At 43.0% G+C, this 24,387-nt stretch carries 21 protein-coding genes and 1 pseudogene; 20 read left to right on the top strand and 2 right to left on the bottom strand.

All coding sequences use genetic code 11. The features are described from left to right. The first annotated feature begins 4 nt into the window (after positions 1 to 4). From H6571_09095 to H6571_09035, 13 genes and pseudogenes are all read left to right on the top strand, one after another. Positions 5 to 397, top strand: a complete 393-nt coding sequence (locus H6571_09095; GenBank protein ID MCB9323876.1) for a hypothetical protein — start codon at positions 5 to 7, stop codon at positions 395 to 397. A 145-nt stretch (positions 398 to 542) separates the two neighbouring features. Then, positions 543 to 971, top strand: coding sequence for a helix-turn-helix domain-containing protein (locus H6571_09090; protein MCB9323875.1), 429 nt, complete (start codon positions 543 to 545; stop codon positions 969 to 971). A 134-nt stretch (positions 972 to 1,105) separates the two neighbouring features. Next, positions 1,106 to 1,564, top strand: a pseudogene (locus tag H6571_09085) (transposase). Positions 1,565 to 1,611: 47 nt separating this feature from the next. Next, complete coding sequence (locus tag H6571_09080; protein ID MCB9323874.1) at positions 1,612 to 2,469, top strand: 5'-nucleotidase, lipoprotein e(P4) family; 858 nt, start codon at positions 1,612 to 1,614, stop codon at positions 2,467 to 2,469. A 60-nt stretch (positions 2,470 to 2,529) separates the two neighbouring features. Then, positions 2,530 to 3,489, top strand: a complete 960-nt coding sequence (locus tag H6571_09075; protein ID MCB9323873.1) for an esterase family protein — start codon at positions 2,530 to 2,532, stop codon at positions 3,487 to 3,489. A gap of 202 nt (positions 3,490 to 3,691) precedes the next feature. After that, on the top strand, positions 3,692 to 4,414 hold the full coding sequence (locus H6571_09070) for an SDR family NAD(P)-dependent oxidoreductase (protein ID MCB9323872.1): 723 nt from the start codon (positions 3,692 to 3,694) through the stop codon (positions 4,412 to 4,414). A 102-nt stretch (positions 4,415 to 4,516) separates the two neighbouring features. Beyond that, on the top strand, positions 4,517 to 5,347 hold the full coding sequence (locus H6571_09065; protein ID MCB9323871.1) for an AraC family transcriptional regulator: 831 nt from the start codon (positions 4,517 to 4,519) through the stop codon (positions 5,345 to 5,347). A 99-nt stretch (positions 5,348 to 5,446) separates the two neighbouring features. After that, entirely contained in the window at positions 5,447 to 6,529 is a 1,083-nt protein-coding gene (locus H6571_09060) for an NAD(P)-binding domain-containing protein (protein MCB9323870.1), read from the top strand. Between the two features lie 403 nt (positions 6,530 to 6,932). Next, a complete protein-coding gene (locus tag H6571_09055; GenBank protein ID MCB9323869.1) occupies positions 6,933 to 7,529 on the top strand; it encodes a hypothetical protein in 597 nt (198 codons plus the stop codon). Between the two features lie 132 nt (positions 7,530 to 7,661). After that, positions 7,662 to 8,402, top strand: coding sequence for a hypothetical protein (locus H6571_09050; protein ID MCB9323868.1), 741 nt, complete (start codon positions 7,662 to 7,664; stop codon positions 8,400 to 8,402). Positions 8,403 to 8,434: 32 nt separating this feature from the next. Next, positions 8,435 to 8,920 carry a GNAT family N-acetyltransferase gene (locus H6571_09045; GenBank protein ID MCB9323867.1) on the top strand — a complete coding sequence of 162 codons (486 nt, stop codon included), beginning with the start codon at positions 8,435 to 8,437 and terminating at the stop codon, positions 8,918 to 8,920. 47 nt (positions 8,921 to 8,967) lie between these two features. Next, a complete protein-coding gene (locus H6571_09040; protein MCB9323866.1) occupies positions 8,968 to 9,984 on the top strand; it encodes a methyltransferase domain-containing protein in 1,017 nt (338 codons plus the stop codon). A gap of 53 nt (positions 9,985 to 10,037) precedes the next feature. Beyond that, a complete protein-coding gene (locus H6571_09035; protein ID MCB9323865.1) occupies positions 10,038 to 10,793 on the top strand; it encodes a hypothetical protein in 756 nt (251 codons plus the stop codon). A gap of 98 nt (positions 10,794 to 10,891) precedes the next feature. Here H6571_09035 and H6571_09030 read toward each other — a convergent pair whose 3' ends face one another. Both H6571_09030 and H6571_09025 read right to left on the bottom strand, forming a co-directional pair. Continuing rightward, the gene (locus H6571_09030) at positions 10,892 to 11,365 is read right to left on the bottom strand and encodes a hypothetical protein (protein ID MCB9323864.1); all 474 of its coding nucleotides are present in this window, start codon (positions 11,363 to 11,365) and stop codon (positions 10,892 to 10,894) included. Between the two features lie 315 nt (positions 11,366 to 11,680). Further along, positions 11,681 to 12,061 (bottom strand): RNA-binding protein, encoded by a 381-nt coding sequence (locus tag H6571_09025; GenBank protein ID MCB9323863.1) that lies wholly within the window; start codon positions 12,059 to 12,061, stop codon positions 11,681 to 11,683. A gap of 368 nt (positions 12,062 to 12,429) precedes the next feature. On the opposite strand from H6571_09025, the gene H6571_09020 reads away from it, so the two are divergent. The 7 genes from H6571_09020 to H6571_08990 all read left to right on the top strand — a co-directional run bounded on the left by H6571_09020 (position 12,430) and on the right by H6571_08990 (position 24,322). Then, the gene (locus tag H6571_09020; GenBank protein MCB9323862.1) at positions 12,430 to 13,602 is read left to right on the top strand and encodes a CHASE2 domain-containing protein; all 1,173 of its coding nucleotides are present in this window, start codon (positions 12,430 to 12,432) and stop codon (positions 13,600 to 13,602) included. An 18-nt stretch (positions 13,603 to 13,620) separates the two neighbouring features. Further along, positions 13,621 to 14,571 carry a hypothetical protein gene (locus H6571_09015; protein MCB9323861.1) on the top strand — a complete coding sequence of 317 codons (951 nt, stop codon included), beginning with the start codon at positions 13,621 to 13,623 and terminating at the stop codon, positions 14,569 to 14,571. Positions 14,572 to 14,810: 239 nt separating this feature from the next. Beyond that, positions 14,811 to 17,675 carry a T9SS type A sorting domain-containing protein gene (locus tag H6571_09010; GenBank protein MCB9323860.1) on the top strand — a complete coding sequence of 955 codons (2,865 nt, stop codon included), beginning with the start codon at positions 14,811 to 14,813 and terminating at the stop codon, positions 17,673 to 17,675. Between the two features lie 361 nt (positions 17,676 to 18,036). Further along, positions 18,037 to 20,445, top strand: a complete 2,409-nt coding sequence (locus H6571_09005) for a hypothetical protein (GenBank protein MCB9323859.1) — start codon at positions 18,037 to 18,039, stop codon at positions 20,443 to 20,445. Between the two features lie 33 nt (positions 20,446 to 20,478). Then, positions 20,479 to 20,877 carry a hypothetical protein gene (locus H6571_09000; protein ID MCB9323858.1) on the top strand — a complete coding sequence of 133 codons (399 nt, stop codon included), beginning with the start codon at positions 20,479 to 20,481 and terminating at the stop codon, positions 20,875 to 20,877. 702 nt (positions 20,878 to 21,579) lie between these two features. Next, the gene (locus H6571_08995; protein ID MCB9323857.1) at positions 21,580 to 22,263 is read left to right on the top strand and encodes an intradiol ring-cleavage dioxygenase; all 684 of its coding nucleotides are present in this window, start codon (positions 21,580 to 21,582) and stop codon (positions 22,261 to 22,263) included. Between the two features lie 256 nt (positions 22,264 to 22,519). Then, positions 22,520 to 24,322 (top strand): hypothetical protein, encoded by a 1,803-nt coding sequence (locus H6571_08990; GenBank protein ID MCB9323856.1) that lies wholly within the window; start codon positions 22,520 to 22,522, stop codon positions 24,320 to 24,322. Positions 24,323 to 24,387: the final 65 nt, after the last annotated feature.

The raw sequence follows: 24,387 nt of genomic DNA, 5'->3' as shown, positions 1-24,387 counted from the left end.
ACCAATGGAAAATCAAGATTTAATTGAAATTGTCAAAGAAATGGCATTTAGCGGAAAAGATTACGAATCAATCAAAAAGGAATTGCAGCGTTATTCAGCCAAATCCTCGAATGAATCAATCAATTTCGCAAAAAGCAAAATTGATGATTACATTGTAAAATTTCAGCTTGCAAGTCAAGAGAAATCAAAAGCATTAAATCAAATCATAATTGGCTTGGTTTTATTTCTTCTGGGAATTGGAATAACAGGATACACCTATTTCAGAGGAAATAGTCAATATTTTTTAGCTTACGGTGCAATCCTAATAGGTGCCTGGATTTTTAAAGAAGGGTACAAGACCTATCGAAAACCAATAGAAGAGTTAGTGCCCGGAAAAAATGTTTTTCGCAGAGAATGAACAATTGATTGGATTTAAAGAAACAAGCCCTTTGGCCAAAGCTCTGACCATCAAATAGATTGTCTTGATCTAATTGGAAAAGAATTAAGTAAGTACTTAAGTAATTGTTCAAATTTATTTATAAGTTATATTTGTACCCAAAAAGATGGGTCGAAAATCAAAGAAGCTAGACTTAACGGCGGCAGAGAAAGCTGAATTGGAAAAAGGATTCAAATATTCTGGATCAAAAGTGTTTTCCCAGCGATGTCACATGATTTTATTGAAGAATCAAGGGTTGACCTCACAACAGATTGCTGATATTTTTGGCGTTACTTTTCAACCGGTAAATAGTTGGATCAAAAGGTATCTTTCCGATGGGATCGAAGGTTTGAAAACAAAATCTGGTCAGGGAAGAAAGCCCATTTTAAACAAAGAACAGGATGAAGCCAAAGTAAAAGCAGCTATCAAAAATGAACGGCAACGAATTAAGTTAGCGAAAGAAGACTTAGAAAAAGATTTAGGAAAAAGCTTCAGTGTTTTAACCCTAAAACGATTTTTAAAAAACTTGGGTGCCGATGGAAACGAATCCGTTTAAGACCCAAAGGAAAACCTAATAAAGAACTATATGAAGTTCGAAAAGAATCTTTGAGTTTGATAGAACAGCAAGCTGAACTTGGAAACATTGACCTGTATTATGCTGATGAAACGCAATTTTCTCAACAAGGCTATGTTCCTTACGGCTGGCAATTTAATGATGAAGATGTAGCTATTGAAGCATGCAAAGGCAAATCACTGAACTGCTTCGGATTGCTTTCAAGAACCAATCAATTCATCTACAAAATGACAACGCAAAATATCAACTCAGATCTTGTAATTGAAATCCTGGATAACTTATCCTTGCGTATAACCAAGTTTACTTTTGTGGTCCTGGATAATGCAAGAATACATACTGCCCGTAAAGTCAAACAACTTTTCGAGGTATGGCAGCAAAGAGGTTTGTTTATTTTTTACTTACCTCCATACTCGCCACATCTCAATATTATTGAAAGGCTTTGGAAAGAAATGAAACAAGGATGGCTGAAACCTTCCGATTACCATTCTGCTGATGATTTATTCTATGCTGTAAATAGAGTTTGTTCAGCAATCGGTAGTTCCTTGTTCATAAACTTTTCAAAATACTCCTTTTAGTTATATTTTATTTTGAACAATTACTTATTATTAAATTTTTAAACAAAATGAAAAAGAGATCCATTCATGTTTTCAGGTTGGCACATCTCAGATACACCTGCTTGCTGCTCCTGATTGTTTTCCTGTTGGGATGCAAGACCACTTCAACGGTTCAGAATAACCAAAATATAAAAACCGGCGAGATACCCATCCGGGAATATTCGGTTCAATCGGTTTTATGGCAGCAACAGTCGGCAGAATACAAGGCACTTTGTTATCAGGCTTTTAATATCGCCCGGTATCGGCTGGAGGATCGGCTCTCGCAGGAGGTAGCGCAGGACAAACCTTTGGCCATCATTACGGATATTGATGAAACGGTGCTCGATAACAGCCCGAACCAGGCTAAAATGATTGAACAGGATGTAGAGTATTCCAGGGACGGCTGGGCCAAATGGGTACGCCTCGAAAAGGCAGAACCTGTTCCCGGCGCGTTGGAATTCATGGAGTATGCCCGATCTATGGGCGTGGAAGTATATTATGTTTCCAACAGGAGTGTAGACCACCAGCAGGAAACGCTGGCCAACCTCCAAAAAATGGGATTCCCCTATGCCGACAACGACCACATCCTGCTGAAAAGCACCGTCAGCGGAAAGGAAGGCCGGCGGAAGACCGTGGCCACCGACCGTGAGATCATCCTGCTGATGGGCGATAACCTATCCGATTTTTCGGAGTTATTCGACAACCGGTCCACTGCGGAAAGAAATGCGGCCGCCCAATCCCTGCAACCGGAATTCGGCAACCGGTTCATCGTATTGCCCAATCCCATGTACGGAGACTGGGAAACCAAAGGCATTTATGAAGGAAAGTACAACTGGACGCCTGTACAGAAGGACTCACTGAGGCGCGCGAAACTGATCGGTTTTTGACCGGGTTAGTAAAAATGCTGCTTCTTTCCTTTTGAACCTGAACCCTTAAATGCTATTACCATGAAGCCCCTGGTCTTGTTTTTTATGCTGTTCTTTTCTTTTCTGTCGGCCTTTCCGCTCGCCGGACAAACTGAAATTCGCACGGGGCTGGAGCTTACGCCCGACCACTTTCCCCAGGAAGGCATTCCTAAAGGAGAGGTAAAGGGCCCTTTCAATTTTTACAGTAAAATCCTGGAAGGAACGGTTCATCAATACTGGCTTTTTATTCCGGCTCAATACGAGGCTTCAAAACCCGCCAGTGTTTTAATTTTCCATGATGGTTTTCGATCCAGGCACCCGGAAGGCAGCATTCGAGCACCCCAGGTGATGGAAAACTTAATTGCCCGGGGGGATATGCCTGTAACCATTGGTATTTTTATCACGCCGGGAAACCGCTCTGAAGACTATCCGGATGATTTGGGTTGGGGCAACCCGGACAACCGGACGCAGGAATACGATGCCATGGATGATCGCTATGCACAGTTTATTGTGGAAGAAATGCTGCCTGAGGTGGGCCAACAATACCATTTGACCAGTGATCCTGATCAGCGGGCGATCTGTGGTACCAGCAGCGGTGCTATAGCAGCTTTCACCGTGGCCTGGCATTACCCCGATGTATTTCACAAGGTTTACTCCGCAATTGGCAGTTATGTCTCCATCGGTTTCAGGCCGGAGGAAACACCGGTGAAACTCGGCGGGCAGGATTACCCGGCGCTCATTCGACGGGAGGCCATTCGCCCCATCCGCATTTTCCTTCAGGACGGAAACAATGATCTGGACAATGAGTGGGGCAACTGGTTCCTGGCCAACCAGCAAATGGTTTCGGCAATGCATTACGCCAATGAAGCGGCGGATAAAAACGAAAGGCCTGGCCCGCGTTACCAGGTAAACGCCGTATGGACGGACGGCGAGCATAACGACAAACATGCCGGGGCACTTCTTCCTGAAGGGTTAACGTGGCTTTGGGCTGAAATTAAATAGATCGCTTGTTAAAATGACTGCATTGGGAGCCCTCCGGAATCCCGCCCTTCCCATAGCCAGATCCGTCATCGGTAATTCAAAAAGGCAGCAACAACACCTGAGGTTTTTTATTCTAATCGGGATAACTGTCTACAGTTGTTCACAGACCAAGAAAAATGATAACTTTAGCATTAAAAATAACCTACCTTCAAAAGTAAAAATCATGAATTTAAACAACAATAAAATTTTAATCACCGGAGGCGGAAGCGGGATAGGCCTGGGGTTGACAGAAAGATTCATAAAAGAAAACAACACCGTTATCATTTGCGGCAGGCGTGAAGAAGTCTTAAAAGCTGTTGCCGACAAATTTCCCAACGTTATTACCAGGGTCTGTGACTTGTCGGTAGAAGCAGAACGGGTTGAACTTTATCATTGGGTCGCCGCTCATCACAACAATCTGAATGTGCTTGTGAACAATGCGGGCATTCAGCAATGGATGAACGTTTCAGAGGATGATTTTTACCCAAGAGCTATGGATGAAATTATGATCAATACGGTGGCTCCGATCCATTTGACCCATTTATTCCTGCAATTGAAATCATTGGACACCATAATAAACGTGACCTCGGGTCTGGCTTTTGTCCAGCTGACAAAAGTGCCTGTATATTGTGCCACAAAAGCATTTTTTCATTCTTTCACCCTTTCTTTGAGGCATTTGTTGAAGTCAAAAAATATTGAAGTGATCGAAATGATTCCTCCCGCGTTAAATACAGACCTCGGGGGGAAAGGCATACACGATGGGCACCCCTCCGTAAGTGACTTTACAGACGCCGTTTTCCGGCAAATGAAAGAGGGGAAAACCGAACTTACCTTTGGATTCAGCGAAGTCATGGTGAACGCCAATCCGGAAGCGATTAAGGCCACTTTTTCTAAAATGAACCCGTGATATAACATTCGAAGCCGGTTGGCCCCCTTATGGGACTTTTCAGGGTAATCCTTGCCTGGAAATTTATATTTAACAATGAACACTTTCTAAAAAAGACTTCCAATGAAATTTTTCCATCAATACGAGCCCACGGAAGCTCAGAAAGACATCATTCGTGAATTTCAAATTCTTCATGTGAAATGGGATGAATCAGTGCCTTTGCCACCGCCGTTTATTACTTGCCTGGCCAATACCGAGCAGAACCTCTATTTCTACCCGAAGGATCATGTAAAGGTGTTGCCAACTATTGATGCGGAAGGAATAACAGCTCCAATGGCCAATATTACAGGCCCCAAGAATAAACCTGTTGGATTAAAATTTGGAAAGGATTACCTGATGATAAAAGTAGCCTTTCAACCCACCGGGCTTTATCGCCTGTTGAAGATACCGATGCAAAAAACGGTGAACACCGGACTCAACGCGGCTGATTTTTTCCCACAGGAAATAAGCATCATCAATGAGAAGTTGATTAAGTCCACCTCTTATGATGAAATGATTGAACTGGTGTCGGACTTTATCAATGAAATAATGGCAAATGGAATAGCCGAAGAGGAACCCATTGACCTTGTTGCGATTAAGATGCTCGATCCATTCGCCAAAAACAGTCTGCCGGAATGGGCTTCGATGGCTTGCCTCAGTCTTCGCCAGTTTGAACGCAATTTCACGAAACGCGTGGGCATCTCTCCTAAAATGTACATCCGGATCGTACGTTTTGAAAATGCGATGAAGATCAAAAATCAATCACCCGAAAAAAGCTGGTCGGATATTGCCCTGGAATGTGGCTACAACGACTCCTCTCATTTATTGCGGGAATTCAGGCAGTTCGCTGATTTTCCTCCCGGAACCCTGATAAAAAAGCAGACCAGCGGGTATGGGGATTTTCCCACCGGATAAAGAATGTCGTTTTTTTCCTAAACTACAATGGTGAGGTACCCATATTTTTGGAAGGCGGATGATGGATTGACCCATCCGTTTTACAATATTATTTTAAAAATGGGGAAAGAACAATATAGTACAGTCATTATTGGAGCGGGACAGGCTGGGCTCTCTGCAGCCTATTATTTGAGTAAAATAAATGATGATTTCATCGTATTGGATGAAGCAAGCCGGCCGGGGGATTCCTGGCGAAAAAGATGGGATTCCCTTCGCCTTTTTACTCCGGCCCAACATGACGGTCTGCCGGGATTACCGTTTCCTGCCAAACGCGGGGCGCTACCCACCAAAGATGAAATGGCAGATTACCTGTCGGACTATGTGGGTAAATTTTCGTTGAATGTTCAATCCGATACGAAAGTCAGTGCCTTGAAAAAAACTTCAGAAGGGTACGAAGTGGAGACCTCCAGGGGCAAATTTTACGCTGATCATGTCATTGTGGCTACGGGCACCAATCCGCATGCCTACATTCCGGCCTTTGCTTCGGAGATCGACAAAAGCATCGCCCAGATCCATTCGTCAAAATACAAAAATCCGCAATCCTTTCCCGGCACCCAAACGCTGGTGGCCGGCGCAGGCACCTCGGGCGTGGAGATCGCCATAGAACTTTCCGAAAGCAGGCCTACCCTGATTTCCGGTCGGGGCACGCCGCATATTCCTGATTTTATTTTTCGTTATTTTGGAAGACCCTATTGGTGGTTTGCCCATAATATACTGACCCTAAAAACCCCAATCGGACGCAAAGTCGGGCCCATCATCAAAAGCAGCGGCGGACCACTGATCAGCGTGTCCATGCAAGAGGTAAAGGAAGCCGGTGTTGAACAATTGCCACGTGTAAAGGGGGTGCAGGACGGAAAACCCCAATTGGAGGATGGCCGCATATTATCGGTGGATTCTATCGTCTGGGCAACGGGTTATAAACCGGATTTCTCCTGGATCAAACTGGAGGTCACCGATGCCAGCGGCTGGCCGGAAACCAACCGTGGCCTTTCCAAAAAATTCGCGGGCCTGTATTTTGTCGGCATGATGTTCCAGTATGGTTTGACCTCCGGCCTTGTCGGTGGTGTGGGCAGGGATGCGGCCTTTGTGGTAAACCATTTGCGAAAGATGAAACACCAGGTATTGCCGACAGGCGGGGCATAATCCGTTGATTGGAGGCTGTCTCCGAAGTAAGTGAAAGGACAAAAATAAATTGAACTATTTTGGGGTAGAATCTTCTTTAGGGTTGGGCGAGCGAGGGCAATTGTTTAATTTATTTTGATCACCTGCTTAATGGAGTCAATAATGTTCTTGATTTCAATTCACTCATCCGTGTTTATCCGTAAAATCAGTCTGGATCAGCGTTCCGTTTTGGTTGAAAATGGAACAAAAGTTCGTCCCACAGATCATTCTATTTCTTATCACGCTACATGATCCATTTGTGTGGTTTGACTTCATTGGAATAAGGCTCATGGTTTTATTTGTTGACTGTTTGTTTTTATGTATTTTTGATCGGGATTGGAGTTATAAAATAGTTCACCAATCCCAAAAATTAAAAATCTTAAAAATGCAAAACATTAAATTCCCGGTTCATTTCCAATTTAAAATAACTACGTTATCCAATGATTTTACAGCAACTGATGCCAGTGGTAGCGTCATTGCTTTTGTAAAGCAAAAGATGTTTAAACTCAAAGAGGATATTCTGATTTACAGTGATGAATCAAAAACAAAAATAAACTATAGGATCAAGGCCGACAGATGGCTTGATTTTTCAGCAGCCTATGCTTTTTTTGATGAAAATGGAACTGAATTCGGGAAAATTGTTCGAAAAGGATGGAGGTCGATCTGGAAGGCACAATATGAAATTATTGATGAAAACCAGAAACTTCAATATTATATTAATGAAGAAAATGGCTGGGTAAAAGTATTGGATGCCCTGTTGGGAGAAATCCCCGGGCTCAATTTTTTTACCGGTTATTTATTTAACCCATCCTATATGGTAACCAATGAAGCAGGTAAATCGATTGTCAGGTTAAAGAAAAGTCCTTCGTTTTTTGGAAGAAAATTTGAATTAACGCAAATTGGAGCCATGGATTCGGATGATGATGATAGAATTATGCTGGGATTAATGATGATGGTGTTGCTTGAGAGGAGGAGGGGATAACCGACTGCTTTAATTTTGCAGCAATGGTGTCCAAAGTACTATGCCCCATGACTTTCGGTTGTTTAATGGCAGGTAGGAGATGAACAGGGGCCTGAAGTGTTTTTTTATCCAATGGTCTATAAAAAGCTATTCATGATAAAAATTTTTCCCATTTTTTTGCTGCTATTGTTTTCAGTCTGGGATATGCAAGCCCAGGAAGAAGCTGATACTGAACCGGTCTTTTCGGCAGATGAACCCATCTTCGACCTCACCGTGGAAATGGAAATGGGATTTCCGATAAGGGATTTTAAGCACAAAATAGACAAAGGGGTATTGTGGGGGAAAGGAATCGGACTCTTTTACCATTTTGAAGCGGTGCCCGTGGAGGCGGGACTTCGTTTTGGGGGCTTTTCCTATGACCATACCCGTCGGAAATTTGATTCCGGTTTGGCAGTTCAAAAGACCAAAAATAAAATATGGATATGGACGGCCGTGATTCGTGGTGAACCGGACTTCAATCTCCCTTTTAAAATTTATTTTGAAGGCACATTAGGACTGAGGCGTTATTATAGCCATACTTATTCAAAATATTACGGCAGTGCCCTGTTTAGTGATGAAGATGATGACGGAAGATTTGATGAAGCCAAACTCAATTCGGATTGGGGAATGGTTTACTCAGGGGCGGTTGGGGTGAAAATTTTACTGGAAAAAAATTATGGCAGCGCCCTGGACTTTCAATTCGGCCTCAAGCAGAGTCGTTCCGGTTATTTTTTGGTTCGAAACGACTTGTCGCAGGTTCAGGAGGAACCTATAGACAACTATAACGAAGAAGTTGGCTCATTGTCAATGTTATCTTTTCGGATTGGGTTGTCTTTACCCATTTTTCCAGATTAGAGAAATTTAAGGACTTACTCAAAATATTGAACATGGTAAAAAAAGACCATATCCGCCTGTTTAAAACAGAAGAAAAAGATTTAAATGTTTTTTTCCAATTCCAGCTGGATGAAGAAGCCAGGTATATGGCAGCTTTCATGCCAAAAGATTCAGGCGATATAACCGCCTACATGGAAAAATGGAAAAAAATTTTGGCCGATCCTGAAATTAACATGTGCACTATAAAAGTGGATGGTGAGATTACAGGAAGTATTTCGAAATTTGTAATGGAGGGGGAAGCTGAAATTACCTATTGGATAGATCGTAAGTTTTGGGGGCAAGGCATTGCTACAACGGCCATGAAGGCTTTCCTGGAAATGGAAAAAACGCGGCCGATTTTCGGTCGAGTCGCATTTGACAACTACGGCTCCCAAAAAGTATTGGAGAAAGGCGGGTTTAAAAAAATCGGTGTCGATAAAGGTTTTGCCAATGCCCGACAAGCTGAAATTGTGGAGTTTATTTATAAATTAGATGCTTGAAACCACAAAACAAAGGATCTTATTCAGAACGCCAAACCATACCATAAATGACTAATGCTGAAAAACAGATTATGACCAGTTTGGCCTGGTTCAGAACCCGGTATGCCCTTTTTCTTGACCTGGATCTAAACAGACCAGCCAATAAAGAGAACATCGAATCTTTCGGGCAGGCCTGGATCGGAGATTTTAAAGACGATTGGTCCGGCGCTTTTGAATCCCTTATCGAAAAAGATATCCTGGCCTTGAAGGAGGAGGAATATGTTTTTACCGAAAAAGGGGAAAAGCTGAGTAAGGAAGTCGAAGCAGAGATTCCCTTTTTCCGGTACGAATACGACAATTTCTTTAACCTCGAGCAAAAGAGCGAAGCCCATAAACAATTTTGCAGGGAAGTTTACGGAATGGATCTGGCCCAACATGGCCTTATTGATGCCGATGAATTGTCATTCCTGGTCGAAAAACTAAAAACAGCCGGTCCTCAATCCATACTGGACATAGGCTGTGGGAACGGGAAAATAACCGAACATCTGTCCTCCGAAATCGAGGGCCATTTCACCGGAATGGATATTTCAAATGAAGCGATAATCCTGGCCAACCACAGAACCCGGAACAGCGAAAAACTACATTTTGAAGTGGGCAATATGAACCATCTGAACCTGCCCCAAAAATATGACGCCATACTGTTTTTGGATACCCTGTATTATGCGGATAACATGGAAGCACTGCTTAAAACCTGTTTGTCCGCCTTAAACGAAAATGGGAAAATCTACGCTTATTTCTCCCAATGGATCATGGACAGGGAGTATTCCGAATACCTGGCTCCTGAAAATACCGGCCTGGCTCGCGTATTAAAGAATCTTCCAGCTGATTATGATTACGTGGATCTTACCGCCTCCGGGCTGCGCCACTGGAAACGAAAATTGGAAGTACTGGAAAAGATGAAACCGGCATTTTTAGAGGAAAATAATGAAGCATTATGGCAATACCGCTACAGAGAAGCCAACCGGTACGCCAACTGGGGAGATGATAAATATTCAAGATATCTTTATGAGGTAAAAAATTCATAGGGTTGCTTTTTTATAGATTTTTAAAGTATTCCTTACCCGGTCTTAAGTACAATATGAAACAATACTTCGGCATCATCAAATTAGGAAAAATCGAAAACAGGGGAAAAGGAGAAGATGAAATCGAATTGGTCAAAGCCCGGTTTGTCCATTATCCTGATAGCCAACAGCTCACGATTTGGTTGCCCTTATACGGCGGACAAGATTACGGCACCATTCGATTGGTGGATCAGAAAACAGGAAAATTCATAGAGGAAGGAGCCGTAGCAGATCGGCTGAGCGGAAGCATTCAGATCCTTTGGGATACGCTGGGCATTCCTCCCGGGGAGTATTCTATTGAAATCGAACATCCAAAAGGAGGGCAACATATCCTGTGGTTTGAAAAATTTAAGCAAGGGGTAATTCCTTCCGAAAAAGTCTCCGCTCCGATACCAGACAATACTTCCCGGCCCATTGAATACCGGGATGGTTTTGGTAACCTTCTTCCCAACGAAGATCTTATTTTAAGGGAAAAATTGACCAAAGATATGGCTGGAAAATTTTCAAGACACCTCCGTTATGAAGGCAATTTCAGGTCCGGGTATATTACTTACACAGAAGGGAATATTGTCCTCCGGTTTTATCACGAAATGGGAGGAGGAGCCTGTCATTTTTATATTGACATACCCGCTGAAAGCGCATGGGAAGCCGCTACAAAAACGCCCCTCCACCGGCGGGCAGACATTCTTGAATTTGTGGCCGGTACCGTTCAGCAGGAAAAAGCTCCGTCTTGGCGGTATGAAATCAAAGCGGATGGGATTTATTATTATTAGAAGATGTTATTCATTAGCCATTTCTTTAAGTTGACTAAGTCTTTTTTCTTAATGATAAAACTACTATAACTCAATAGTTAATATTCAATATCCGTTACTCAATATTTTTTTGCTTTCAGTTTCATCAGGATATCATTGTTTTCCAGGGTAAGTTTATTGGGGCTTAATGCTATAATTTTGTAAGGAGGCAGGGTCGCATAAAAATTACTACTGACAAGATTCCCATTCTCATCAAATTTTGTAATTGGAAATGTCGCTGCCGGATTAAAATTGATGGTCCCATCCTTAATGGTATATGAAACATCAAAACTTGCTCCTGATGTAATAGTTGTCCTGGTGCCCTGGTCGAAATTTGACCTTTCTTTTGTAAATCGGTACTCATTTTTGTCCATTTCTATATTGGGTGTTGAAACAACATCCGTTCCCAGGACAATTATGGTGTCAACAACCCATACTTTGTATAGGTCATCATAGTTGAATTTAGCATTATTTTGTGCTTTACCAGCTGTTTTACAGGAGTATACAGCCACTGTTAATAATGCTGATGCTGTTATAAAAATGATATTTTTCACGTATTATTTTTTATAGAAAGAAAAGGAGCATTTCAGAAAAGACAATGCCTTTGGGCAGTTAAAAATAGAGGACTGCCTGTTGTGCGGAGGGAATGAATGTTCATTAATCCTTGTTCGACATTCCGGGAAAAAATTTAACCGGATTATCGAACAAAGATTAACAAATCTGTCCTGACTGTTCAACAGTACCTGTCGCGCAATTAGCCTGAACCGAAAAACAAGGTCGGGAGGCTGAACAGGGAACTTTCAATGGGTTGGTATTGAAAATTCGCGGGTTAAAGCGATTCAGCTACTAAAGTTAACGCCTTCAGCGGCTTAATATCTTTTGCCGCCGCCGCCGTAACCACCACCGCCGCCGCCACGATTTCCACCGCCGCCGTAACCACCGCCGCCGCCGCCACGATTTCCGCCGCCGCCGTAACCGCCACGGTTTCCACCGCCACCGCCGCGATTTTCACGGGGTTCACCTTTCTTCACTACGATAGTTCTTCCATCCAATTCTGATTCGTTGAGGTCATTGATGGCTGCTCTTGCCTCGTCGTCGTTTGGCATTTCGACGAAACCAAAACCTTTTGAGCGACCTGTTTCTTTATCCATGATAATTTTTACAGAATCAACCTGGCCAAATGCTTCGAATGCTTGTTGTAAATCCTCTTCCTGTGTGTCAAAATTTAACTTTGCTACAAAAATATTCATGATACTTTATTAAAATGAAAAAAAAATACTGCTGAAAAAATAAGTATACCAAAGGTGGGGATTTTTTCCGGAATCAGATATATAGTTCTCTAAATTATTTACATATCGGCTGCTTTCAACGAGTTTCCGGCTGATTCTATACCCATGATCCCTGCTTAAACAGATTTTAAAAAATTTGCCGGGAGGAATCAAAAAGGAGTGTCAATATGGTTTTTGAAAAAAGGAAGGCCTGCCGCTCAATTTTCAAATGAGAAACATAAATCAGATTGATTATCTTTGTTTATAAATTTACTTTCGAACCATTTTGAGATATTATGAAAATCCGACCTTCCAAAGCATTGATTTTCAGCTTGATTAACGCCTTAGTAATGCTTTTCTTGGCTTTGTTCTGGTTGAGCCTGCCACGTACTTTTGGGGATGAGGCCTTTTTCATAAAGTGGACCAGCCTGGTCAAAAAATCTGTATTGGGGATTGATCATAAACCTGACCCCAATAGTGTGTTATACGTTGACGTTTCGGGAAGTAAGAAGCTCTTTGAAACGCCTGACCCGTTTTACGATGAATTGACAGGATATCAAAAAAAGGTGATTACGAACAGAGCGGATCTGGCTTCGTTTCTTGAATACCTGAGCACTTATGGAACTGACATTCCTATTGTGATCATGGATTTGCTTTTTGAGTCACCCAGTCCTGACGACAGCCTCCTGCAAGCAGCAATTGATCATTTTCCATTTCCGATAGTAGGGGCCCGGAAACTTATGGAAGACGGAAAATTGAGTACGCAGGTGATCAGGATGCCTACGGGAGTCGCCAGTTATCTGAGTGCCGAAAACCGATTTATGAAATATCCTTTATTTATTCAGGATACCTTGCCAAGCCTTCCGCTGGCGGCACTTGGGATAGCGAATCATCGAACCTTTGACCGAAACTGGTTATGGCCCAGGATCGATAAACATCCCAGCCTGACCGACCCGATCATAGATTTCAAGATCAGGCCCATCGATTTAAATGACGGTACCTCGGCAAGGGAAAATACCTACGCCATCCGATCGTTGGGGACCCTGTTGTTTGAACAAAGCTTTTGGGATACCACCGATATCAAAATCCTACTGAAAAACAAAGTCATCATCATCGGTGATTTTAAAACCGATATCCATCAAACCGTTTTTGGCAACATACCCGGCCCGCTTGTGCTTCACAACGCCTATCTTACCCTGGTAGAAGGGGAGAGCTTAATAAAATTGCCCTGGTTATTGATGCTTTTTTTACTTTTCTTCTGGATGTCGAGGCGGACGTATCTTCAGGAGAAAAATAAAGAACGCAGTAAATGGTGGCAGGCCAGTAAAACGGCGGTGGGGAAAATAATGGCAGATAGTATTGACGAAACCTTCTTTTTGGCGGTGGGGACCATTTTATCCTACTTCCTGTTTAACATTCATATCAATATCCTCATTTTATTGATTTATTTAAAAATCGTAACCTATTTATTAAAACGCTTTATCTTTAAACCACTCGGCGCAAAAAAAAATGCTCGAGGTTAATGCTAAAATTTAACCCTTATGAGACGATTAACGCTAGTTTGTCTTTTTCAGGCTATCATGACTCTTGCCTTTAGTCAGAATTATTATGTGGCTATTGTAAAGGGCCAGGTTTATTACGAGAATAAATTGATCGAAAAGAAGGATAAAATAAAATTGAAGGGAAACCTGAAATTCTCTTCTTCCGATGATTATGTGAAAATTTCTGGTCCGGGGGGGATATATACCATCAAACCAGGCGATGACCCAAAAAGTCAAAATGAATTTTTAGTAGCGGTCAGGGAGGAGTTGTTTCCAAAGACAAGAACTTTTGTTACCGCTTTACAGGGCAAAATATTTGACTTTAACAGCTATTTCGACCTAATGGGGAATTCTACCACCTTTTTTGAAAAAGCTCATTTAAGACGGCCTGTTCCTGAATTGAAAGAAAAGGAAGAATTAGGCTTTTTACACGAAACTAATCATGGCTTATATTACGTCACGGCCCAAATTGAAGATTCCCTTTTGGTGATCCGGAAAAAAGATTTTATGCTTCCTAAAATCAAGGGAGAAAGACCCGTCATCAGACAAACGGCTATCGTAGAAGTCACCGATAGAAAATTGTGGGAAGAATTGCTAAGCAATGCCGAAAGTATCGAGGATATTAAAGCAGTGGTTCCGCTTTATGGGGAGTATTTTATGAGCTTGGGAAGGGTTGAGACAGATCCCGAAACGGGAGAAGAAATAAAAAAGAAAAAATCGCCCCCCACTGCGATAATATTGGATTTTATGGGACCTTCAAGGTTTATTAAAAGGCGTGAATTTGTCAAAGACATGCGTTTTTATCTCAAATTATTTAAATCACCCGATGCAGAAGCATTTTTAGATACGGATGAATTTATGGAATATTTGGATGAAGCCTACGGGTCTAATATTTTTGATCTGGATGATGTTTTGAGGAATGATTTGCACTTAAAAAGGTTTTATGATTAAGGAAACCCGGAAATTTTGGGGCGTGAGGAAGGATCAAATAAAGGATCGGCCTTCTCCCCGGCATAAATAAGTAAGTACTACTTTGTCCCTTAAAAAACGCAGCAACACATTCCGTAACTGCCTGCTGCAGGTGAGGTACGAAATATAATGATCAATTTGAGGGCTGAATTTCCTTTAAACAATTGACATGCTAAAAGTGACAAAGTAGTATTAATGAAAAAAATAGCACCATATAAAGTATGAAAAACCTGTCTTTCATTTCCCTGCTTTTGATTCTTGGAACAGCATGTAATCAAGTCAACCTAAATCCGGAGGTCCTTTCCAAACCCGATGGCTACGAAGGCGCGCAGGAAGAGGAAATGCAAAAAGACTCGCTCCGGGAAATTTATCTGAAAGAAGTTTATTTTGCCGCTGAAGGGACCAATGTGGACTCCATCCGATCTATCAACCGGCAAAACAATTACCGGCAAAAACAGGTGATGCGGTCGCAAACCGCCTTTCGTTCCGGGGAAACTTTTGCCAACGGGCTGATCGAGGCCACCTGGCATGAAAGAGGGCCTGTCAATGAAGCCGGGGATATGCGTGAGGTGGATTTTTTGCCATCCACGGAGGCGATTTATGGCATTTCCACCGTTGGGCATTTGTGGAAAGGCAATCTAAATGGTCTAACCTGGAAGCTGCTGAACGACGACATTCAATTTGAACCTGATGAAATTGAGGTTGTACCGCATAACGGAGGCACCCGTATTTTTGCCATTTTCGGAACGGGTGTGGACGATAAAAAGATCCGGTACTCCGATGATGAAGGGCAGACCTGGACCACAGGCACCGGCTTCAGCTTCTACGATCATTGGGGCAGAGGCCGCAGGTTGTTAACCCTGAGTGATAATCAAACCCTGTATTACCTGGTAAACACCTGGTCCGGCAACCCCTGGGGCAGCGTAGTCCAATTGTACAAAACCACCAATAAAGGGGTGAGTTATACCAAAGTATGGCAGTCCTCCACGGGGTATGCCGGCAATAGCGATGAAGTGGACCTGTGGAAACCTTATGACTCCGACCAAATGTATCTCATCGACAATAAAACACAGCAATTTTATGAAGTGACCCACAACTTCGGCAACGGAGCCACTACCATTTCCAGCCCTGTGGCTTATGGTTCACAAGGGGTTGCCACCGGGGCGATCCATGTGAGTGGAAGGTATAACAGCACCCTCGGGGATTATGAGCTTTTTATCTGCCTTGGTGCCAATAACAATGTCTATAAAACGGTGAACGGTGCCACCTGGACGTTCCTGAGTACCGCCTCCACGAATGTCTGGCGAAAAGGGTGGCTGGCCGATCCCGACAACAACAATTTGTATGCCGGCGGATTTCAGTTGAACAAAACTTCAAACGGTGTGAATTGGGCAGAGCAATATGCACAATGGTGGGAATATTACAAAAATACACCCACCCAAAAAGACTCTATGCACGTGGATATCATGAACCTGGACTATTTTAAAAAATCCAACGGCACCCCTTTTATCATCATTCTCAACCATGCCGGCATCCATGTGACCTATGACCATTTCGTCACGACAAAAAACCTCGGACTCAACGACCTGAATGATGTGACCCTGTATGACCAAACTACCGCGAGTGACGGATTCCTTTATTGCGGGGCGCAGGATAAAGGCAATTTTAAATACGGGGGCAATTCAACCGCCAATTTCAATCAACTGTCCACCGACAATATGAGTACGGCGGATGGTATGTTAGGTGTTTTCTTTAACAGTGACCAGTCCTTTTATGCGATGATCCAAAATGGTACATTGTTTTGCTTTAAAGACAGAAATGTCAACTCCTATTCCTCCTATACGATTCCGGGGACCGACAAACCGGGCTGGATCAATCCTATGGTGGCCACCGCGGATTTTGCCGACCATAAAGCTTACGTGGCGGGAGGCAATCTTTCAGGAGGCTCGGGGTCATACCTCATTACCGCTGATGTCAATATTTCCGGCGGGGTGACCTGGCAAAACACCCAATTCAATTATAATTTCATGGCTTATTCCAATGACGGTGTATCCGTCATAAAAGCCATTGGGGTTTCCTTCGCAGATCCGAACCGGATTTATGTATCCACCAAGGATGCCACCTTCTTTTCCTCCGCCAATGCCGGTACAAGCTGGACAAAACATACCATGGCCGGACTTTCGGCAACCATGATTCCCTGGGATATCATCACTTCCGCCACCAATGCGGATGAGGTCTTCATTTGTGGTACAGGATTTTCCAATCCGGGTGTATATCGATCTATGGATGGAGGGGCTACTTTCAGTGTGCTGGGGGGAAACCTGCCTTCGGCTACTTTTTATGAAATAGCTCTCTCGGATACCGAGGAATATTTGTTTGCTGCAACATCGGAGGGACCTTATGTTTATGCTTTCGCTACGGCTACCTGGTACAGTTTGATTGGCGCAGAAACGCCCATCGTGGATTTTAACACCGTCGATAACCTGGGCGATAATATCATCCGTTTCGGCACTTACGGCCGGGGCGTTTGGGATCTTGAGCTGAACAATGTGGTGTTACCGGTGGAGCTGGTTTCCTTTACAGCGAAACCTTTTGAGCATTCAAAAGCCCGGTTAAACTGGGCCACAGCGAGAGAAACCAATCTGGAAAATTTTACCTTGGAGCACAGTGCCGACGGAACGGATTTTACCGTTATGGGTATGGTTGTGGCTGAAGGTAATTTTTCCGGTGCGGCGTATCAGTTTATTCACGAAGATCCACAACCTGGTAAAAATTTCTATCGCCTGAAAATGACCGATATCAATGGAACAGCGGATTATTCAACCATAGAAACAGTAGATATTGAAATACCAGCTCAACCATTCAGATTATATCCAAACCTTGTCGCCCAAAACGGCATGCTCCATATAGTGCCGGGGGATACAACACCTTTTATTTTCGAAGTGTATTCCGTCAAGGGGCAACGGGTCTTTAAACAAAAAATGGCGGGGACCAATATTATCCAGGCGGATTTCCCGGTGGGATTTTATGTTTACCGGATGAGTGCCGGGCAAAGCATGGTCACCGGTAAATTGGTGGTGGATTGAGCATTGACAACCCCGGCTCAATGAATGATGATGATTCTAAATTTATACCATTATGAAACGATTAACGCTGGTTTGTCTTTTTCTGGCCACCATGACTTTTGCCTTTAGCCAGAATTACTACGTTGCTATGGTCAGTGGAAAGGTGTACTACGAGAACAAACTGATCAAAAAGAAGGATAAAATAAAAATGAAGGGAAACCTGAAATTTTCTTCTGCCGATGATTATGTGAAAATTTCAGGCCCGGGGGGCATATATACCATCAAACCAGGCGATGACCCAAAAAGTCAAAATGAATTTATTGTAGGGCTCAGGCAGGAGTTGTTTCCAGCGACCAGGGCCTTTGCCACTGTTTCGAATTCAATGTCAATGTCCCTAAGCCGGGGGATTCGTCTGGAAGTTGTCGGAAATGTTGAAGAAGGCTTTAACGTGGATATTTATAACGACACCCTGTTACTGGTTAAAAATACAGAGGAGTTTTCCCTTAAAATGACTAACGTTGACGGGAGTGAGCCCATAAACTTTCCCGCCTGGACAGGGGCCACCTGGACAGGCAATGAAAACAAGGTAGTGCTGACAAGAGATACTTACTTGTCCGAACTGGACTTAAACTTATCCGTAACCGTCACCTACCAGGTGATCAATAAACATGTGGTTAAAAAAACCATCCGGTTGTTCCAGTCCGGCATGCCGGCTTTGTATTATTCGTTGGAAGAAACGTCCAGGCCCGCCGCACCGCCCTCTAAATATGTCACTTTTGAATACGATGATTTTCCCGGTGGGTTGGCCCACGAAATATTCCCCTCCGCGGGTTTTGTAACCCAGGATAACCAGCTGGTCGGTTTTTTAATGGATGCCGGGTATAAAAATCATTATACACGAACGACCCGCCGACGGTTTAACGGCCATGGCGGTGGGTTTGTAGGAATGCGAAAACTGCCGGATCCGGTATTGATCTCCCTGGCGACCAATCAGGATCGGGAACCAAACCAGTATTTTATCAAACAGACCTTCGGCGAATTGTACGATTTGGATGCAGGCGAAGAGCAGGAATTAAAAATAGGGGAGGCCTTTCAAAAAGTCGGCGACGTGGACATTGATAAACAACCTGGGCTGATTACCCTGACCGGCGGCGCATCGGAACGCTCTGGTTTTGAAATGATCGCGCCATTCGAAGACCAAAAGATCTATACCATTTCTTTCCTGGCCAAAGGAACTTCGCCGGTGGCCCTGAAACTGTTCAGAATCAAAAACGGTAAAAAAACGGTCGAACTGGAACACGGCATCAAATACATTGATCATTTTCCGATAAACGAAAACGAGTGGACGCTTTTTAAGGGAAGCATTTTGGTGCCTTATATCGAAAACGACAGCGTGTCCATGTTTATCGGCTCGTTTTCCGGAAAAGAGTATGAAATTCAGATCAAAGATCTAAAGATCGTCGAACACCAGCCTAAAAAGCAACCTTACAACCGAATGCCCATGGGGGAAGCCGTCACCAAAACGACCTATGTTTTTGTGGAACCCTGGACCAATCACCACGATTTTATGGTCGCCTCCCAAACCCGCCTGGCCGAAGGGAAAGGATTTAAGGGGTCGCAGATAGAAAAAATGCTTTACGCCAACTTTAATATGCTGACGTGGATTACCTCCATTTATGACAATACGCCCTTTAATGTACCCAATATGAACTATGCCCCGGATATGTATAACCGGGACGCTTTTTTTTCCGTCATCTCCAGTTATAATCAAGCCCTGAATCTTCAGATCTGGGAACAATGGGGAAAAACCCAAAAGGAGAACGGGGCCATTGCCACCATCATCACCCCCTATATGGGGACGGTGGAAGCCAAAGACAACGAGGCGACGATCCAATGGTTGATCTGGGCTATGATGAATAAAAGGCGTTTTGGAGTTTCCCTTCCGGAAGAGAAGATAGCCCGCGCCGTAGATTATGTATTGAAGGAATTTGATGAAAATAAGGATGGAATTTGCACTTCCCATTTTACCTTGAGCCAGGTGGACATCATCGATTATCAGCCCAAAACGGATCGCCTGGCGGTAAACCAGGGCATGTTTGTGATCGCCTTGCGGACGATCAAAGCATTGGGTTACGAGATAGAAGATGCCTATATCGAAAAAGCAGAAACCGCGTATCGGAATTTTTACGATGCGGAAAGAAAACACCTTTTATTTGACAAAGATTTTCCCGACATCATTTCCTTAACCGATCTGGAACCAGAATTTTTCTCTTTGTGGTTGTTTGATCGGGCCATGTTGAGCGATAGTATGGTCATCAATCATCTGGAGCAAATTCCCATACTGAATAAAGTGTCGAATTCCCCTCACCCAAATTATGGGACCACCGCCCCGATATGTGTTCGGTTAACCGACGACGAAAAAGGATATGCCTACCTGAGCCCTGAGTACCAGCCTTTCGGTGAATTTGGCATAACAAATTATAAAAACAGTGCCCGTGATGGTGTTTATTACAATGGGGGGAGCTGGATGCGCGCCGAGTATTGTGCCTACGTGGTGGGTCTGAAGCATGGTTGGGACAAAGCTGAAATCCTGATGGAAAACCGGGCCTGGGCCGAAATCAACCTCAACCCGGAATGGCCCTTCAGTAAAGAGTTCATTCCCACAAAATGGACTACCACCGATTCCTGGTGGCCTTCCACCCGCGGATTGTGCTGGAATGTTTTTATCTTAATGGCCAATGAGGTGGCCGGACTTCGGATGCCGGCGATGGACCCTGATTTTAACCGTTAGGAAAGATTTCCGGCCACTATAAAAACAAAAGAAATGAAAGAAGTAGCCAAACGTTTCGGAACATCGCTGGATGAAGATGACTTTAACACGACCAAAACGACATTAAGTGAGGATTGTAAATACATTATTGGAAACGAAATATTGATCGGACCTGAAAATATTTGCCGGTCATACGAGCAAAATATGCAGGAAGGCAGAAAAAAACTCGATGTCCTGGAGTGGGGTCAAAGCTGGATTGAACCCATCGATGAGACCCGGTTTTACGTGCATTTTACAGACTATCTGACTCATAAAGGACAAAAATATATCCACAGGTGCAAACAAAGACTTACGATCAGTGATATTGGAAAAATCAACCTGATAGAGCACATTTTTGACCAGGAAGAACAGAATAGGCTGGATGCTTTCTATCAAAGGGTTGGCTTAAAATAAACCGGGAAAAGAAATCTCAAACTATACCAATTGCTCCTTCCGATTAAGAGCTTGTCTAAATTTCCATGATTGAGCGAAAGTGAGCAAATTTTATTCTGATCAAGGCAAAAAACGCAGGCATACCTGGAAGGTAAGGCGAGGCTTTTTAACGCAGAGCAGGATGAAATTTGCCGCTTGCAGCCAATTGATGGAATTTTAGACAAGATCTAAAGGCGTATGGTTACGTAAAAACATAAATAAAATCTTTTTATGTCCTGATTTTTAGGGTTTTACAATTAAGGAGGGGTGATATTAGTAATTTGACTTTTTTTCAATTAATTTTGAGATCGTTCAGGATTAGCCTTGAACAAATATGAATACATACATGTCTTTCTAAAATCCAATTTAAATGAAATGAGCATGACCTTTTTTAAGCCTGTCTGCTGCCTGGCAGGAATGCCATTCACCTTTGATTAAAAGAGTTTATGCAAATCTCGCCTGGCGGCAGACAGGTTCAAAACATTAATAAATTTTTATACAGCTGAAAAACAATCCCCCAAAAGAGCCGCTAAGACCGGATTACCCGGTGAAGGTCAGGAAGACGAATTAAGAAAATCCATTTTTTTCTGTTTGCTCGGTGTTTCATAATACCTTAAAGGAACACCGAGCAACTTTGAGAATAAACGATGTTATTGGCTTCACCAATACTATAATACTGCTATTATGAAATACCTTTTTTTAATAGGATTTTTTATAACACTGCTACATTTTTTGGCAGGTTGTAATGGGAAGGCAATAAATATCAGTCAAAAGCCCCCACCCACTTCTACTGAAAAGCATAAACTTGTTGGCGGCGGCTGTGACGGTTGTGAGCTTATGTTTATTGGGATGCCTGCAAATATTACATCCGTGGACACGAGTGCGGGCTGGGTAGAAAAAGGACAAAAAATTTTGGTGACAGGAACTGTGTTCAAAATTGACGGCAATACGCCTGCCCCAAATGTGGTCATTTATTATTGGCAGACAGACGATAACGGTTATTATTCACCCAAAGAGGGCATGAATGAAGCCGCAAAACGACACGGGCATATTCGTGGGTGGGTAAAATCTGATGAGAAGGGTAGGTATTCCATTTACACCATTAAACCCAGGCCTTATCCAAATGAAACGATGCCCGCACATATACATATTTCAATAAAAGAGCCTGATATTGAGGATGAATATTATATTGATGAGTTTGTTTTTGATGATGATAAATTTTTGACAACAGAGAAAAGGAAGGCGCTTGAAAATCGCGGCGGTAGTGGTATTTTAACCGTTTTATTAAAAAATGGGTTGAAAGTTGCAGTACACAATATTATTTTAGGGTTAAATATCCCTGATTATCCTGGATCAAAAAGGCACTAAAAGCAACATTGCCAGAGATACGGTATGTCACTTTGTTCCATCAGCGAAAGCCTATCATGGATTTTCAGGACTTTCCCCAAAAGTGTACAGTAGCGAATTTGCCCTTAGCCTTTCCAGAAAAACCCAATTGAGAACCTTAAATAAGCCTCCCTAACCATTTGCTTTGCGTACCTTTGCGCTGTTTTTTGGCGGAGAGGTTCTTCCCGAGAAAAACCACGCCAGAATCGATTATCAATTAGCAAAAATTAATTGAACTATGATAAAGGCACATTCCTTTCATATCCCCGTTATGGGCATTGGATTTACCGTAGATACTCCTGTCAAAGTCGCGCAATATGGAATTGATTCAGTTATTTCCATTGTGGATGACAAACTTCTCGAGAAATTGAGGAAAATGTACCTGGAAAAATTTCAAATCCCCTATAACGAGATTTCGGAAAAAATAGAAGATTTCAGGGCCAAAAGGATTACCTCCTATCTGAACCTGATGAATGACCTGGTGAAAAAGAAGTTCGAGGAATTTAAAAATGCTTCTTTGGACATGGGCAATGAGATTAAGGAATACTTTAATTTATTGCCCGACAGTTCTGCTTTAAAACAGGAATTTAAAAATTTAACAGCAGATCGGTTTGATTTTAAAGAAGTTGTAAGCTGGATAAAAGACAACCTTTCTATTGGCAGTATTGATGTCAATATTATGACCAAGGTCGATAAGGAGAATTCGTTTAATAATGAGAAATTACCCGTTGAATACAACGATGCTCATGCCGCCCTCCGCGGGTACGCCAACAGCGACCTGAAATCTTCCCTGATTTTATCGGCGGGAATGAGTCCGAGGTTGTACGGTTACCTGGAACAATTTGAAGATTTTTATCCGGATGCGGAAGGAGAAATAAAAAAGAAGATCGTACTAAAAGTGAGCGATTACCGGTCGGCTTTGATCCAGGGCAAATTCCTGGCGAAAAAAGGCTTGTGGGTTTCTGAATACCGTATTGAATCGGGACTCAATTGTGGCGGCCACGCTTTTGCCACAAACGGGTTTCTTTTGGGACCTATTTTGGCCGAATTCAGGGACAACCGCGAAGAACTGATCCAATCCGTCCACGAAATACTGGTGGATGCCCTGGCTAAAAAAGAACGGGCTATTCCTGCCTCCAACATTCCTTTAAAAATCACGGCCCAGGGAGGCGTGGGTACGGCAGAGGAACATGCCTTTCTCATTGATCATTACCAACTGGATTCTGTAGGGTGGGGGACTCCTTTTCTCCTGGTGCCTGAGGCTACCAATGTAGATGAACCGACCCTGAATAAGCTGATCGCTGCCAGGGAAGAAGATTTATACCTCAGTAATATCTCTCCGCTGGGTGTTCCTTTTAATAGCCTTCGCGGCAACAGCCAGGATATTAAGAAAATGGCATTGATCAAAAAAGACAGACCCGGCAGCGCCTGTCCGAAGCAATACTTGTCTTCCAATACTGAATTTACCGAGAATGCTGTTTGTACGGCTTCCCGCCAATACCAGCGGTTAAAAATCAAAGACCTGGACTTGCAGGAATTGCCGGATGAAGTGTATCAACAGGAAGTGGATAAAATCGTTGACAAATCCTGTATTTGCGTTGGCCTGGGCAACTCTGCCCTGCTGATCAACAACCTGGATACCAGGATAGAAGGAGAAGGCGTTTCCGTATGCCCGGGTCCCAATATGGCCTATTTTTCAAAGGTGATGAGTTTGAAGGAAATGACCGATCATATTTACGGCAAAGCCAATGTCATCACCCGAACGGATCGGCCCAATATGTTTATTAAGGAGCTGGGCATTTACATTGAATATCTGAAGGAAAGACTGGAGGAAAGCCGCGCAGCCATGACTCAAAAGCAGGAAAAGTATTTGTCCACTTTTGTCACGAATTTAAAAGAAGGGGTGGCTTATTATCACGCAATATTCAGTGATCTGAAAGACAAATTTGAAGATACAAAATCCCGCATCCTGTTTGATTTGGAAACCAGTTTGGTAAGGTTAAACCTGCTGGAGGCAGAAATAGGAAAAGCGTCGGAATAAGAATATGAAACCCCGGATTGAAATATTACCCGAAAAAAAAATGGTGGGGCTATCCATGAAAATGT

Source organism: Lewinellaceae bacterium (assembly GCA_020636105.1).
Lineage (GTDB): Bacteria > Bacteroidota > Bacteroidia > Chitinophagales > Saprospiraceae > BCD1.
This window is presented reverse-complemented; position numbering and strand designations above follow the sequence as displayed.